This is a genomic window from Kitasatospora sp. NPDC024654 (genome assembly GCF_055559155.1).
Genome location: NZ_JBVHLF010000003.1, coordinates 61,779 through 77,223, shown reverse-complemented (window position 1 = coordinate 77,223; position 15,445 = coordinate 61,779). Strand labels below are relative to the sequence as shown.

The window sequence follows — 15,445 nt, the reverse complement described above, 5'->3', positions numbered from 1 at the left end:
GCCGGCCGTACGGGCAGGTCAGTGGCTAGGCACGGCGCCGGACCGGCGGGTCCAGGCGGGGCAGCGTCAGCGAGGGCGAGTCCAGCAGCCGCTTGAGGAACCGCGACAACGGTCGCTCGGCGTACTTGTGGACGATCCAGGCCAGCAGGAGGATCACCGCCAGGCAGCAGAGCAGCAGCGGCTTGGGGCTCATGTGGTGCTCCCGGCCCCAGCGGATCAGGGCCCAGCCGATCTCCTGGTGCAACAGGTACACCGGGTAGGTGAGCGCGCCGGCCACCGAGAGCCACTTCCAGCGGACCCAGTTGAAGGCCCCCAGGGCGACCAGCAGCATCACCAGGAAGGCCGCTCCGGAAAGGGTCGCCATGACCGGCCAGGAAAGGTGGTGGGCGACCTCGTACTCGTAACTGCCCTCGGTGATGTGAATACGGTTCTGGGCAATCAGCCAGGAGAATCCGACTATACCTAGCAACATCGGCGTGGCACCGAAGCGGTAGATCAGGTAGAGCGCCATGCCCGCGATGAAGTACGGGCAGTCCTCGGGCTGCGTGATCGAGTTCAGGAAATCATTGTTGGGGAAGGCGCCGGTGATCACCGCCGCAATCGTCCAGATTCCGCAGAAAGCGACCACCCGACGGTAGGTCAGGCCGATCACCGCGAGAATCGCGAAGAGCAGGTAGAAACGGAGTTCGATCCAGAGCGTCCAGTAGACGCCGTCGGCCTCCGTCACCCCCATCGGCCGTTCCAGCATGGTGAAGTTGGTCAGCACGTCACTGATGCTCATGTGCTGCCGGTCCGGCCGCGTGGTCGGCCAGTAGTTGATCACCGCCGAGGTCAGCAGCACACCGACCCAGTAGGCCGGGTAGAGGCGCACCACGCGGGAGGTGAAGTACTGCCGCGGGGTCTTGCCCCAGGCGGACATGCAGATGACGAACCCGCTGATCAGGAAGAAGAGCTGCACCCCCAGCCAGCCGTAGGAACCGAACCGGTGCAGGTGCGGCATCAGCACCCGCGGCGCCTTGCCCCACACGGACGGGTGGATGTCGACGCCCGTCCAGTGGAACGCCACCACGCCGAGCGCGGCGATCAGCCGCAGCCCGTCGAGGACGTACAGGCGGTTACGGGGAGGAGCCGACTTGGCAGGCTCGGGGGACGCCCCGCCGGCGACCGTCGCTCCATCCGATTGGAGTGGCGGTGTGATAGTTGACATGACGGCACTCTCAGTGTCGGGTCCAGGGGGGACGGACTCGCAGTGTCGGGTCCAGGGGGGACGGACTCGTGGCTGACTCCCGACCCCACGAACAGGCCCGAACGCCACAGAAGACCATATGCGCTGCGACTCGAGTTGTGGACCCCGGGCTTACCCCCGGGTCCGCCACTCCTGATCAGCCGCCCACCCGCGCCGGTCACCGTGTCAGGCCCGATCAGGCCTGTTCAGCACCAGCGCGGCACCACCCGCCCCGTCCACCCCATCGGCGGGCAGCCCGTGGCCGGCGGCCGCCGGCAGCCGGGTCCCGGACGGGTCGGCGGCGTTCGTACCGGTGTCCGGGTGGCTCGCAGCCCGGCGTAGCAGCACGGCGGCGGTGGTCACGTTCAGCGTCGCCACAGGATAGGCCCAGTTTTGGGCCGGAGCGAATTCGGGCAGGTCGAAGCCGGCGAACCGGGGCAGCAGGGCGAGCCAGAACCACGGGGAGCGGGCGGCCGCCCGTGGCCGGACCGTCGAGGCGAGCAGCACCGGGAGGACGACCAGGAGGTAGTGGTCGAACGAAGGGCGATTGACGATCAGGGCGGCCACCATGAGCGTGGCGCCGGTCTCGACCAGTCGCAGGCCCTCGTCCCCGCCCAGCCGCCAGCGTCGCCAGGCGCCCAGCACGAGGGCCGCGGCGAGCAGCCCGGCCACCCCGAGCGCCATCCGTTCCGACACGCCGAGCCTCGGGAGCAGCGTGCCCAGCGAGGCGTCGTAGGGGCGGGCGAAGTCGTCCTGGCCGTGCAGGACGAACGGCAGGGTCCTGGTGAAGAAGAGCCGGGAGTCCGGCATCAGGGCCGCGGCCAGCACCCCGGCCAGCACCGGCACCACGACCGCCAGCAGGAACGCCCGGAGCTGGCGGGCGAAGAGGAAGAGCAGGGTGAGCGGCACCAGCATCGGCTTGCCGGCGATCGCCAGCCCGACCACCAGGCCCGCCCAGCCCCAGTGCGACCGGCGGGCCAGCAGCAACGCGGCCGGCAGGGCCAGTGCGGAGCAGGCGGTCCAGTTCCCGAGCTGCACCAGGTTGCGGAACGGCTCCAGGAAACTGATCAGCAGCACCCCCGCCGCGGCCAACCTGCTGCGGAGCGGCACCCCGAAGATCCGGACCGCCAGTAACCAGCCGACCAGCACCATCAAGGCGGTCGCGGCCGGCACCAGCCAGCTCAGCAGCGGGTCCGGAAGACCGGTCTGCGGCACCGCCAGCAGAACCGAACTCGGAAAATAGAGGAAACGTTTGTCGGCGTACGGTGATCCACCGGCCAGAAAGGTCCGGGCGGCCATCACGACGACACGGTCGTCCATCGTGTTGTTTCCGGACCAGGTGGCCGAATAGACGGTGAGCAGAAAAGTCAGTCCGGCGGCTCCCAGCAGCGGAATCGGCGCCGGCGCCCTGAGCCAGGCCTCCGCTCCCGGTCTCGGCGAAGCTTTCACGCTCACGGTGACAACCTGCCTCGACTCGACCTGCCGCTCCGACGCACTGGTAGCGACATCGTAAGCAGCGGCCCGGGCGGCAGCCAATTAAGTGTCCGCCCAGAGTGTCATTCGGCGGTCGTGCACGGAACGGAACGACGACCCGGTATCGGCTCGCCCCCACCGAACGCTGGGATCGTCGCCGTGCCGGGCCGTCGAAAGTCGGATACCGGACCCTGGAAAACCGGAATCGGCGTTCAGACCAGCCGGCGGGCGGTGGCCCAGCGGGTCAGCTCGTGCCGGTTGCTGAGCTGGAGTTTGCGCAGCACCGCCGAGACGTGGCTCTCCACCGTCTTCACCGAGATGAAGAGCTGCTTGGCGATCTCCTTGTACGCGTAGCCGCGGGCGATCAGCCGGAGCACCTCGCGCTCGCGCTGGGTGAGTCGGTCGAGGTCCTCGTCGACCGGCGGGGTGTCGGTGGCCGCGAAGGCGTCCAGCACGAAGCCGGCCAGCCGCGGCGAGAAGACCGCGTCGCCGTCGGAGATCCGGAAGATCGCGCTGACCAGGTCGCCGCCGGTGATGGTCTTGGTGACGTACCCCCGGGCGCCGCCGCGGATCACGCCGATCACGTCCTCGGCCGCGTCGGAAACCGAGAGCGCCAGGAACTTCACGCCCCCCGGCTCACCCATCACGCCCGCCGAGCGGCGCAGCACCTCGACCCCGCCGCCCCCGGGGAGGTGGACGTCGAGCAGCACCACGTCCGGCCGGGTCTCGGCGACCACCCGGACCGCGGACTCCACGTCGTCGGCCTCGCCGACCACGTCGATGCCGGTGACCTCGGTCCGCCCGATCTCGGCCCGCACCCCGGTGCGGAACATCCGGTGATCGTCGACCAGCACCACCCGGGCCACCCTCCCGGCCGCCGGGCCGGGGGCGGGTGCCCCCAGCGGCCCGGTCGACCCGACGTCAGTCGGGCCGGACGCCGATACGGACTCAGTCATCAGCAGCTCTCTCCATTTCCAGCTCGACCTCGGTCCCGCCGTCCGGCGCGGGCCGCACCCTCGCGGTGCCCCCGTGCCGCTTCATCCGGCCGATGATCGACTCCCGTACGCCCAGCCGGTCCTCCGGCACGGTGTCCGGGTCGAAACCGGGGCCGTGGTCGCGCACGAACACCGACACCGTTCTCCCCTCCACCTCGGCGTAGACCTGCACCGGTCCCCCGCCACCGTACTTGGCCGCGTTGACCATCGCCTCCCTCGCGGCCTGCATCTGCGCCGAGATCCGGTCGTCCATCGGGCAGTCGCCGACGCAGACCAGCTCCACCGGCACCCCGTGCCGGTCCTCGACCTCGGCGACCACCTCGCGCAGCCGCTCGGCCAGGGTGTCCGGGGCGGCCTCGGCGGCGGCCTCCGGGCGGTAGAGCCAGAGCCGCAGCTCGCGCTCCTGGGCCCGGGCCAGGCGCTGGACCTCCTTGGGATCCTCGGCCCGACGCTGGATCAGGGTCAGCGTGTGCAGCACCGAGTCGTGGATGTGCGCGGCGATCTCGGCCCGCTCCTGGGCCCGGATCCGGGCGGTCCGCTCGGCGGCGAGGTCCTGCCACATCCGCAGCGCGTACGGACCGGTCAGCACCAGCACCCCGGCCAGCACCGCGAGCGAGGCCTCGACCACCGAGGCCAGCGTCGAGCCGGCGCCCTGCAGCACCAGGAAGCCGATGATGCCGACGGTCACCAGCAGCACGCCGGCGCCGACCCGGACGAAGGCGCTGCTGCGCTTCTTGCCGGTGTCCAGCCCGAACCAGCGCTGCCAGCGCGAGTCATCGGCCTGCCGCCAGACCAGCGCCACACCGACGCCGATCGCCAGCAGCGGCCAGACGTAGGGCCGCGAGGACTGGATGTGCAGCGCGTTCAGCAGCGCCATCACGCCGACGACCAGCATCAGCAGCGCGGCCAGCTGCCCGAGGTTCTGCCGGCTGGCCGCGCCGCCGGACGGCGCCTCGCCGCCCTCCGCCGTGCCGGCGGGCACCGGGTCGCCCTGGAAGGTCTGCTCCAGCAGGTCGCGCAGCCGGCCGAGCCGGCCCTGGCGGCTCTTGCGCAGCGGGCCGGGGGTGGCCCCGGCGGTGCCGGCCGGGACGAACGCGCCGTTCACCCAGACGTAGCCGCCGAGCCCGCCACGGGCCGGCTCGCCGATGCCGATCGGCACCACGAACCAGAAGGCCGCGTAGAGCAGCCCACCGATCCCGTTGGCGAAGAAGAGCAGCACGAAGGCGAGGCGCACCCAGGCGACCGGCAGCCCGAGGTGGACCGCCAGACCGTGCGCCACCCCGCCGAGCATCCGCCGGTTCGGGGTCCGGTACAGCTTGCGGAACGGCGGCCGGCCACCGTCCGGGGTCGGCTCGGCGCCGCCGGACGGCGGGCCGTCGGAGGCGGGCGGAGCGCTGCTGGGTTCGGTACCGGGGACTGCCACGCCACCGATGGTCACACGTCCGGGCCCCCGGACACATCAGGGTGCGCCCCTAGGGCGTCCGGATCGCGGCCCGCCCACCGCGGGCGACCCGGCGGAGCCAATCCGGTGAGATTTTCTCCTGATTCACTTCGAATCAGCTTGCAAATCGATCATCTGGTTATTCTCGAGCTGCCGTGACCGGATACCGGTGAACCGTTGGCAGAACGGTTCCCGTGTGCCGGGGCGGCACCGCTCGGCCCTGTATCTCCGTGCCCCGTCCGCCGGCTGAGCACCGCGACGCGCCGGCGGATTCCCGCCGAACCGCCGCGCGGCAGGCAGCCGAACCGAGAACCGCAGGACGGCCGCAGGAATGTCACCGGTGATTCCACCGGCGCCCGGCGCTCCACTCGTCCTTCCGTCTGCGAGGAACCATGAAGAGAAGCCTCGCTGCCGCCCTGGCAGCTCTGGTCACCGTCACCGGTGGTCTGCTCGGCAGCGCCCGACCGGCCCAGGCCGGCCCGGCCGTGGGCCGCGGCGGCGACGATCCGCTGCCCACCGTCCGGCTGATGCCGCTCGGGGACTCGATCACCGTCGGCGTCGGCAGCACCACGGGCGCCGGCTACCGCCTGCCGCTCTGGAACCTGATCCTCCAGCAGTCCCGCTTCCGGGCGCACTTCGTCGGCTCGCAGCGCGGCGGCGCGTTCCCCCAGCCCGACCACGAGGGGCACAGCGGCTGGACCATCAACGACATCCGGGGCAAGGTGGACGGCTGGCTCGCGACCGCCCGGCCGGACGTGGTGCTGCTGCACATCGGCATCAACGACCTCGACCGCAACGAGGACACCGCGCACGCCGCCGACCGGCTGGGACACCTGGTCGACCAGATCTACGCCGACGAGCCGGGCGTGACCCTGATCGTCCAGGGGCTGATCCCCACCACCAACGGGCTGCAGGACCTGGTGCAGCGGTTCAACGACCAGGCCCGCCGGCTGCAGCGCACCGAACGGCAGCGGGGCCGGCACTTCGGGTACGTCGACGCGCCCGCCCTGACGTCCACGGAGTTCGCCGACCAGCTGCACCCCAACGACCAGGGCTACGACCGGATGGCGCGGACCTTCTTCGGCGCGCTGCACCGGGACCTCGCCCCGCTCTGGGTCGGCGGCCGGCCGCTGCTGCCGAGTGACGACGACGGGCCGGTCCGGCAGCGGAGCCGCACCAGCGCCTGAGACCGGGGACGCTCGGGAACGCTGATCGGAGCGCCCCCTGAGGCGCTCTCAGGGAGAGATCAGGGTCGGGGCAGGGCTCCCACCGGTGCCGGCAGCCGGCCGCAACCCGCAGGATAGAGCCATGACGGACGAGCAGAGCGCGGCCCAGGACCGCCCCGCCGGCGAGGCCGGGACCGAGGACCAGCGCCCGCCGCTGACCCGCACCGAACGGCACCGGGTGGTGGCCGGCGTGTGCGGCGGGCTGGGCCGCCACCTGGACATCGACCCGGTGGTGTTCCGGGTGGTGGTCGCGGTGCTCTGCCTGACCGGCGGGCTCGGCCTCTTCCTGTACGGGCTGGCCTGGCTGGTCATCCCGCTCGAACACCCCGAGGGCGAGCACGGCCGGACCGAGCTGCAGCGGGTGCTGACCGGGCGGGTGGACGGCCAGTCGATCGGCGCGGTGCTGCTCACGGTGATCGGCACCGGGGTGTTCTTCTCCTGGATGGGCAGCGGCGACTCGGTCTTCCCGCTGGTGCTGCTCGGGGCGATGATCTTCTTCGCGGTGCGCTACGACCCGGAGCGCCGGCGCCGGGCGGCCGGGCTCGGCACCCCGCCGCGCCCGGGCGGCCCGTACGACCGGCCGACGGCCGGGGCGAACTCCGCGCTCACCGACTGGAAGACCTGGCGGCAGGAGTTCCACGAGGACTGGACGGCCCGCAAGGCCGCCATGCACCGCGAGTGGGAGGCCCACCAGGCCGAGCTGCACCAGCACGTGAACCTGATCAAGGAGCAGAGCCGGTCCTGGGCGGCCGGGGCGCGCGGCACCGAGCCGGCCGACGCCCCGCCCACCCCGCCGCCCGGGGCCACCGGCTACCTCTGGGACCCGCGGCACCCGGAGCGCAACCCGTACGGCGCCCGCTACGCCTCCACCGCGCCGGGCACGCCCGCGCAGCCCTGGTGGCAACGGACGGACCTGCCGACGGGCGACCCGCTGCGCAAGTCCGACGCCAAGCGGTCGGCGCCGCTCCCGCCGGAGCGGCCGTGCCGCCCGCGCTCGTTCCTGGCCCCGCTCGGCCTGCTGGTCTCGGCCGGCGCCGGCTGGGCGGTCTGGTGGACGCACGGCCGGACGATGAGCACCTCGGGCACCTTCGCCACGGTCCTCGCCACCGGCCTGCTCGGGCTGGGCCTGACCATGCTGCTGGGCACCAGGTTCGGCCGGGCCCGGGTGCTGGTACTGCCCGCGCTGGTGATCACGCTGACCCTGGCGGTGTTCGGCAGCACCGGCTCGATGAGCGCCACCATCGGCGACCGCAGCTGGGCACCGGCCACCGCGAGCGACGTCCAGCGCCAGTACGACCTCGCCGCCGGGGACCTCACCCTTGACCTGTCGGCGGTGGACCCGGGCGGCGGCACGGTCGGCACGGCGGTCCGGGTCGGCGCGGGCGACGTGCACGTCACCGTCCCGTCCGACGTCGCGGTGGACCTCACCGTGCACACCGCGGCCGGCGACGTCCAGCTCCCGGCCGGCGGCAGCCACGGCGGGCTGGGCACCGACCGCAGCGTCCGGCTCGCCCCGGCGGACGGCGTGCGGTCCAAGGGTGACCTCACCCTCAACATCCAGGTAGGTCTCGGCGACGTAGAGGTGGTACAGGCATGAAGCGGCACCGGATCGACCCCTTCTCGCTGATCTCCGGCGCGCTCTTCACCGGGATCGCGCTGCTCTACCTGGTCGCCTCGCTGAACGACGTCACGGTGAACGGACGGATCGTCATCCCGGTCACCTTCATAGTGCTGGGCACCGCCGGGCTGGCCGGGGCGGTGGCCGCGATGGCCCGTCGCGGCCGGTCCGCCGAGCCCCCGTCGCTCGACCGCGAGGGCTGAGGGACGAGCCGCCGGGGCCCGTCCGACGATTCCCGCCGGGCGCGCGACGACAGGCCCCCGGGGACGGCAGGCCCTAGGACCGCTGGATCGGGCCGAGCTCCAGCCGGTCGCCGGACTTGCTGACGGTGTACCGCGGCAGCGGCTTCACCGCCGGGCCGGCCAGCACCGCGCCGGTGGCGGCGTCGAACCGGGAGCCGTGGCAGGGGCAGCTGAACTGGCCGTTCCTCGGCGGGTCGACGGTGCAGCCGGCGTGCGTGCAGATCGAGGAGAAGCCGCAGTACTGGCCGGCCTCGGGCTGCACCAGGTAGACGGTGTCCCCGGTGGCCGGGTCCTGGACGGCGGTCGAGCCGCCCACCGGGACGGCGCCGGCCGACACCGTCACGGCGGTCGAGCCGCCCACCGGGACGGCGCCGGCCGGCGCCGACACCGTGCCGCCCCCGCCCGCCGGAGCACCGGCGGTGACCGGACGCGGCTTCTTCCGCACGAAGGTGGCGGTCAGCGAGCCGAGCAGCAGCCCGGCCCCGCCGAGCGCCACGGCCGCGATGCTGCCGTCGACCACGATCCGGCGGCGCACCTCGGCCTCGGCCAGCCCGCGCCCGCGGTCCCGCTCGGCCCGCCGGGCCAGGTAGCCGTCGACCGACAGGTACGGCGTCCCGGCCAGCAGCAGGGTGGTCCAGGCCATCAGGTAGGGCAGGTCGTTGCCGAGGTAGTAGGGCGAGACGTTCCAGCTGGCGGTGAGGAAGAAGGTCAGGCTGAGCGTGACGCCGCCGAGCGCGGCCAGCCGGCCCCAGAGCCCGAAGAGCGTGCCCAGCCCGACCGCCAGCTCGCCGAAGGCGATCAGCAGCGCGAAGGGGGTCGGCTCGTGCAGGGCCGGGGTGAGCAGCCAGCCGATCGGGCTGTGCACCCGGTAGCCGGCGGTCATCGCGGTGAAGGAGAGCGGGTCGCCGGCCGCGGCAAGGTAGTGGCTGTCGGCGAGCTTGTCCAGGCCCGCGAAGCAGTAGGTGACGCCGAGGAAGAGCCGCAGCGGCAGAAGCGCGTATCGGGTGGCGAGGGCTCGGCGCTGGGCGGCCCGGACCTCACGGTCCGTCCGGCCGTCGGCACCGGCCTCCCCCAGCGGGCCTCCGGTCCCGAGCGGCTCTCTGGTCCCCTCCAGCATGGGCGTCACCTTCCCGTACAGCCCGCCGTGTCCTGACGGGTCCGGTCCGCATTCTGCCCTTTTTCGAGCAGGAGCAGCGGCACCCGAAACGCTTATCGTCAGAACAGACTGCAGATCTGCCGCAAACGGCCGCACCGCCAGCCACGGATACGTGGCTGGCGGTGCGGCCGTTCAACGGGTGGGGACTAGGTGGGGACTACTCCCACTCGATGGTGCCCGGGGGCTTGCTGGTGACGTCCAGCACCACCCGGTTCACGTCCGGGACCTCGTTGGTGATCCGGGTCGAGATCTTCGCCAGCACCTCGTACGGGACCCGCGACCAGTCGGCGGTCATGGCGTCCTCGGAGGAGACCGGGCGCAGCACGATCGGGTGGCCGTAGCTGCGGCCGTCGCCCTGCACGCCCACCGAGCGGACGTCGGCCAGCAGCACCACCGGGCACTGCCAGATGTCCCGGTCCAGGCCGGCCGCGGTCAGCTCGGCGCGGGCGATCGCGTCGGCCTCGCGCAGCAGGTCGAGGCGCGCCCTGGTGACCTCGCCGACGATCCGGATGCCCAGGCCCGGGCCGGGGAACGGCTGGCGCCAGACGATCTCGGCGGGCAGGCCGAGCTCCAGGCCGACCATCCGGACCTCGTCCTTGAACAGCCGGCGCAGCGGCTCGACGAGCTGGAACTGCATGTCGTCGGGGAGCCCGCCGACGTTGTGGTGCGACTTGATGTTGGCGGTGCCGGCGCCGCCGCCGGACTCCACCACGTCCGGGTAGAGGGTGCCCTGGACCAGGAACTCCACCGGCTCGCCGGTCGCGCCGGCGTCCTCGACCACCTCGCGGGCGGCCTGCTCGAAGACCCGGATGAACTCCCGGCCGATGATCTTGCGCTTCTCCTCGGGATCGGTGACCCCGGCCAGCGCGTCCAGGAACCGCTGCTGCGCGTCGACCACCTTCAGCTTGACGCCGGTGGCGGCCACGAAGTCCTTCTCGACCTGCTCGGCCTCGCCCTTGCGGAGCAGCCCGTGGTCCACGAAGACGCAGGTCAGCTGGTCCCCGACGGCCTTCTGGACCAGCGCGGCCGCGACCGCGGAGTCCACCCCGCCGGAGAGACCGCAGATCACCCGCTTGGTCCCGACCTGCGCGCGGACCGCCTCGATCGACTCCTCGACCACGTTGCTGGTGGTCCAGCTCGGGGTCAGGCCGGCGCCGCGGTAGAGGAAGTGCTCCATCACCTGCTGGCCGTGCGTGCTGTGCAGCACCTCGGGGTGGTACTGGACGCCGTAGAGCCGCAGCGCGTCGTTCTCGAAGCCAGCCACCGGAACGCCCTCGGTGCGGGCGGTGACGGTGAAGCCCTCGGGAGCGGCGGAGCAGGCGTCGCCGTGCGACATCCAGACCGACTGGTCGACCGGGGTGCCCTCGAAGAGGGTGGAGCCGGGCTGGGTGACGGTCATCGGGGTGCGGCCGTACTCGCGGTTGCCGGTGTTGTCCACGGTGCCGCCGAGCGCCTGCGCCATCAGCTGGAAGCCGTAGCACATGCCGAAGACCGGGATCCCGGACTCGAAGATCTCACGCTCGATCGAGGGCGCGCCCTCGGCGTACACGGAGGACGGGCCCCCAGAGAGGATGATCGCCTTCGGGTTCTTGGCGAGGATCTCCGCCACCGGCATGGTGTGCGGGACGACCTCGCTGTAGACCCGGGCCTCACGCACCCGACGGGCGATGAGCTGGGCGTACTGGGCGCCGAAGTCGACCACCAGGACGGTGTCGACCGACGGTGCGGACTGGTCGGGCGGTGCAGAGGACACGGACAGCCTTCCGGCAGCAAACGGGGGTGTCGCCGCGCAGCGCGTCCGTGGGGGTGGCGGCGGGCGACGGATGGGCGGGTGTCGTTCCCGAGTCTACCGGCCGGGCCGCATCACCCGTCTGCCGCGCCCCCGTGTCCGCTCCCGGCCCGGACTCGTTGCACCGGCCGACCGTACGACCGTGCCGCGCCCGCCAGGCGCGGCACACCGCGGCCAGGCGCCTGGACCGTCGCGACGTACGGCTCGGCAGGACCACGCGTGGAAGCACCAGTCCACTCGCGCACGTGGCACCCCCGACTCCCGGCCCGGCCGGGCACCCGGGGTGCCGTGGGACCGTGCGCGGGTGCGGTGGACCGGCGGCAGGGGACAGCGGCCGGCCCACGACTGCACCCGGAGGTGCGGCGGTCGGCCCGGGGACGCCCGGCCGGTCGCCGCACCGCCCGGCGCACCCGCCGGTCAGCTACCGACAGTGACCGCTTCTCGCCGGCCCGTCCGCGCCGGCCGGCAGCTGCTGACAACGTGTCAGGAGCGCCGCCGGGAGAAAATGGACTGTGCCGAACTGTGCCGAACCGGTTGCAGAGCACGGCCTCCGTCCACCACGATGCTCAGGAGGGGTTCGGCGCAGGTGGTGCTCACTGGGGTCCACCGGGATGCCGCCGGCCGCTCACTCCGGGTGAGCGAACACCCGCTGTCACTGCCGATCGGCCGTGCCACCCACGCGTGACCCGCGTGCCCGGCCCGCCCGGCGCACCGCAGAGCCAACCGAATAGACGGCGCTCCTCCCCCCAGCGCCGTCGCCCCAGCACCGGCGCTGCCCTGACGCCGCGTGCTGAGCGACAAAGGGCCCCGTTCCCCCGCGGGGCCCTTTGCCCTGCCCTAGTCCTCCTGCGTCCCTGCCGGCCGGGCCGGCACCACCGGGACCGGCAGCAACGGCAGCCGCAGCGCCGCGAACGCGCCCTCCGGCACCGCCGCCCGCACCGGCGGCACCGCCGCGACCCGCCGGTACGACTCGCCCTGGGCCGGCCGCGGGTCCGGCTCGCCCTTGTTCGGCCACATCGCCATCGCCCGCTCGGCCTGCGCGGTGATGGTCAGCGACGGGTTCACCCCGAGGTTGGCGGAGATCGCCGAGCCGTCCAGCACGCTGATCCCCGGGTAGCCGTACAACCGCTGGTACGGGTCGACCACGCCGGTGCGGGCGCTGTCCCCGATCGGGCAGCCGCCGATGAAGTGCGCGGTCATCGGGATGTCGAAGACCTCCCCGACCGTGCTGCCGGCGAAGCCGTTGATCTCGGCCGCCAGCGCCCGGGCGCCCTCCTCGGCCGCCGGGATCCAGCTCGGGTTGGGCGCGCCGTGCCCCTGCCGGGAGGTCAGCGAGCCCCGGCCGAGTCCGCTCTTCTTCCGCGAGACGGTGATCGAGTTGTCCAGCGACTGCATCACCAGGCCGATGATGGTCCGCTCCGACCACTTGCGGTTGCTCAGCGAGCGGGCGAAGACCCCGGGGTGCCGCAGCCAGGTGGCACCGGCCCGCAGCCAGCGCGGGCCCCGGCCGCCGCCGGGCACCTGCATGATCGACAGGAGGCCCATCGCGTTGGAGCCCTTGCCGTAGCGGACCGGCTCGATGTGGGTGTTCTCGTCGGGGTGGATCGAGGAGGTGATCGCCACGCCCTTGGTGAAGTCCACCGGGCCGCCGTAGCGCCGGTCGGTGGTCTGCGCGCCGACCAGTGCCTCGGAGTTGGTGCGGGTCAGCTCGCCGAGCCTGGCCGAGATGGCCGGCAGCCGGCCCTCGTCGCGCATCCGGTGCAGCAGGGTCTGGGTGCCGTAGGTGCCGGCCGCGACCACCACCCGGGCCGCGGTCAGGGTCCGCGCGCCGGCCCGGCGGGCGTCCCGGGAGCGGGCGTTGGTGCGCTTGACGTCCACCGCGAAGCCGCTGCCGCGCGGGCGGATCCGGGCCACCGTGGTGAGCGGGTGGATCTCCGCGCCGTTCCGCTCGGCCAGGTACAGGTAGTTCTCGGTGAGGGTGTTCTTGGCGCCGTGCCGGCAGCCGGTCATGCACTCGCCGCACTCGACGCAGGCCCGCCGCTCGGGCCCGGCGCCGCCGAAGTACGGGTCCTCGACGGACGCGCCCGGAGCGGCCTTGGCCGTCCCGTCGGCATCCCGGCCGTCGCCGAAGAAGACCCCGACCGGCGCGGGGTGGAAGGTGTCACCGACGCCCATCCGCTCGGCCGCGCCCTTGAGGTGGACGTCGGACGGCGTGGTGGTGGGGTTGGTCCGCACGCCGAGCATCCGCCGGGCCTGGTCGTAGAAGGGCCGCAGCTCCTCCTCCCAGTCGGTGATGTGCCGCCACTGCCGGTCCTCGAAGAAGGCCTTCGGCGGGACGTACAGGGTGTTGGCGTAGTTGAGCGAGCCGCCACCGACCCCGGCCCCGCCGAGCACCAGCACGTTGGCCAGCAGGTGGATCCGCTGGATCCCGTAGAGGCCCAGCGCCGGGGCCCACAGGTAGTTGCGCAGGTCCCAGGAGTTCCTGGGCAGGTCGTCCCGGGTGAACCGGCGCCCGGCCTCCAGCACGGCGACCCGGTAGCCCTTCTCGGTCAGCCGCAGCGCCGCCACCGATCCGCCGAAGCCCGAGCCGACCACCACCACGTCGTAGTCGAAGTCCTCCGCCACGCTCAACTCTCCCTCCTGGCTGGTCACTTGAAGCCCAGCGCCTTCAGCGCGCGCAGGCCCCCGGTCAGCAGGGCCGCGAAGGCCTGCTCGTCCAGGCCGAACGCGGGACGGATCGGCATGATCCGCTGGGTGGCGATGGTCTGCGCCTCGGTGTAGCGCAGGATGCCCTCCGTGCCGTGCCGACGGCCGAGGCCGGAGTCGCCCATCCCGCCCATCGGGGAGGCGACCGAGCCGTAGGCCGCCGCGTAGCCCTCGTTGATGTTGACCGTGCCGGTGCGCAGCCGGGCGGCAAGCCGCGCGCCGTGCCGGGTGTTGCGCGTCCAGACGCTCGAATTGAGGCCGTACGGCGTCGAGTTGGCGGCCGCGACGGCCTCCTCCTCGGTGTCGAACCGGTACACCGAGACCACCGGGCCGAAGGTCTCCTCGGCGCAGACCGCCATCTCCGGGGTCACACCGTCCAGGATCGTCGGCTCGAAGAAGAACGGGCCGACGTCGGGCCGGGCCTGGCCGCCGGCCAGCACCGTGGCGCCCGCCTTGACCGCCTCCTCGACGTGCCGGGTGACCACCTCCAGCTGCCCTGCGGAGGCCAGCGATCCCATGTCGGCGCCGTACGCCAGGCCGGTGCCCAGCCGCATCGCGCGGGTCCGCTCGGCGAACCTCGCCAGGAACGCGTCGGCCACCGAGCGGTGCACGAAGAGCCGCTCGACCGAGACGCAGAGCTGCCCGGCGGAGGAGAAGCAGGCCCGCACCGCGCCCGCCGCGGCCTGGTCCAGGTCGGCGTCGGAGAGCACCAGCATGGCGTTCTTGCCGCCGAGCTCGAGCGAGGCGCCGACCAGCCGGGCGGCCGCCCGCTGGGCCACCTCGCGACCGGTGCGGGTGGAGCCGGTGAACGAGACGTAGTCGGCCCGCTCGACCACCTCGGGCCCGACCACCGGGCCGTCGCCCACCACGACCTGCCACAACTCGGCCGGCAGCCCGGCCTCGACCAGCAGCTCGCGGGCCCAGAGCGCGGTCAGCGCGGTCTGCGTGTCGGGCTTGTTGACCACCGCGTTGCCCGCCGCGAAGGCCGGCAGCGCGTCGCCGACCGAGAGCTCCAGCGGGAAGTTCCACGGCGAGATCTGGCCGACCACGCCCTTCGGCCGGCGCGCCTCGACGGTGTGGGTCAGCACCGGCAGCGCGCCGCTCCGCCGGTGGTCGCGCAGCTGGCCGGGTGCGCGCCGCCCGTAGTAGCGGGCCGCCATGGCGACCGAGAGGATCTCGTCGAAGGCGTGCAGCCGGGACTTGCCGGTCTCCGCCTGGATCAGGTCGAGCGCCTCGTCCTGTCGCCTGAGCAGCAGGTCGTGGAAGCGCAGCAACACCGCCGCCCGGCGGCGCACCGGCTGCGCGGCCCAGTCCCGCTGCGCCTGGCGGGCCAGCCGGTAGGCGCGCTCGACGTCCGCCGGGGTGGACTGCGGCAGCTCGGCCAGCGGCTCACCGGTCAGCGGCGCGATGGTCCGTACGGTCTCCGCGCCGGCGGCGGCGGTGACGCCCCGGGCCAGCCGGGCTACCAGGGAGCGGGGGACCGCCGAGGCGACCGTACGGCCGGGGCCCGGGGCCACGGGGTTGCGGCCGGAGCCGCGGCTGACTGCCGTGATGTCCGTCATGCGCGCAGCCTA

General features: G+C 73.1%; 11 protein-coding genes. 3 read left to right on the top strand and 8 right to left on the bottom strand.

The window, feature by feature from the left end; all coding sequences use genetic code 11:
* Positions 1-25: 25 nt before the first annotated feature.
* The 4 genes from ACZ38L_RS02785 to ACZ38L_RS02770 form a co-directional block, all read right to left on the bottom strand.
* Positions 26-1,207 (bottom strand): acyltransferase family protein, encoded by a 1,182-nt coding sequence (locus tag ACZ38L_RS02785; protein ID WP_465688550.1) that lies wholly within the window; start codon positions 1,205-1,207, stop codon positions 26-28.
* A 204-nt stretch (positions 1,208-1,411) separates the two neighbouring features.
* The gene (locus ACZ38L_RS02780; protein ID WP_465688548.1) at positions 1,412-2,545 is read right to left on the bottom strand and encodes a glycosyltransferase family 87 protein; all 1,134 of its coding nucleotides are present in this window, start codon (positions 2,543-2,545) and stop codon (positions 1,412-1,414) included.
* Positions 2,546-2,910: 365 nt separating this feature from the next.
* A complete protein-coding gene (locus ACZ38L_RS02775) occupies positions 2,911-3,654 on the bottom strand; it encodes a LuxR C-terminal-related transcriptional regulator (RefSeq protein WP_465688546.1) in 744 nt (247 codons plus the stop codon).
* Complete coding sequence (locus tag ACZ38L_RS02770) at positions 3,647-5,008, bottom strand: ATP-binding protein (protein WP_465688771.1); 1,362 nt, start codon at positions 5,006-5,008, stop codon at positions 3,647-3,649. The genes ACZ38L_RS02775 and ACZ38L_RS02770 overlap by 8 nt, the downstream gene beginning before the upstream one ends.
* A gap of 518 nt (positions 5,009-5,526) precedes the next feature.
* Here ACZ38L_RS02770 and ACZ38L_RS02765 point away from each other — a divergent pair.
* The 3 genes from ACZ38L_RS02765 (at position 5,527) to ACZ38L_RS02755 (ending at position 8,181) form a co-directional block, all read left to right on the top strand.
* Complete coding sequence (locus tag ACZ38L_RS02765; protein ID WP_465688544.1) at positions 5,527-6,321, top strand: SGNH/GDSL hydrolase family protein; 795 nt, start codon at positions 5,527-5,529, stop codon at positions 6,319-6,321.
* 121 nt (positions 6,322-6,442) lie between these two features.
* Complete coding sequence (locus ACZ38L_RS02760) at positions 6,443-7,957, top strand: PspC domain-containing protein (RefSeq protein ID WP_465688542.1); 1,515 nt, start codon at positions 6,443-6,445, stop codon at positions 7,955-7,957.
* The gene (locus ACZ38L_RS02755; protein ID WP_396555379.1) at positions 7,954-8,181 is read left to right on the top strand and encodes a hypothetical protein; all 228 of its coding nucleotides are present in this window, start codon (positions 7,954-7,956) and stop codon (positions 8,179-8,181) included. The genes ACZ38L_RS02760 and ACZ38L_RS02755 overlap by 4 nt, the downstream gene beginning before the upstream one ends.
* Before the next feature lie 73 nt (positions 8,182-8,254).
* Here ACZ38L_RS02755 and ACZ38L_RS02750 read toward each other — a convergent pair whose 3' ends face one another.
* From ACZ38L_RS02750 to ACZ38L_RS02735, 4 genes are all read right to left on the bottom strand, one after another.
* Entirely contained in the window at positions 8,255-9,337 is a 1,083-nt protein-coding gene (locus ACZ38L_RS02750; protein WP_465688540.1) for a Rieske 2Fe-2S domain-containing protein, read from the bottom strand.
* A gap of 196 nt (positions 9,338-9,533) precedes the next feature.
* Positions 9,534-11,129, bottom strand: a complete 1,596-nt coding sequence (gene guaA / locus ACZ38L_RS02745; protein ID WP_465688538.1) for a glutamine-hydrolyzing GMP synthase — start codon at positions 11,127-11,129, stop codon at positions 9,534-9,536.
* A gap of 873 nt (positions 11,130-12,002) precedes the next feature.
* A complete protein-coding gene (locus tag ACZ38L_RS02740) occupies positions 12,003-13,817 on the bottom strand; it encodes a GMC oxidoreductase (protein ID WP_465688536.1) in 1,815 nt (604 codons plus the stop codon).
* Entirely contained in the window at positions 13,814-15,433 is a 1,620-nt protein-coding gene (locus ACZ38L_RS02735) for a succinic semialdehyde dehydrogenase (RefSeq protein WP_465688535.1), read from the bottom strand. Before ACZ38L_RS02735 ends, ACZ38L_RS02740 begins: the two co-directional genes overlap by 4 nt.
* Positions 15,434-15,445 lie beyond the last annotated feature (12 nt).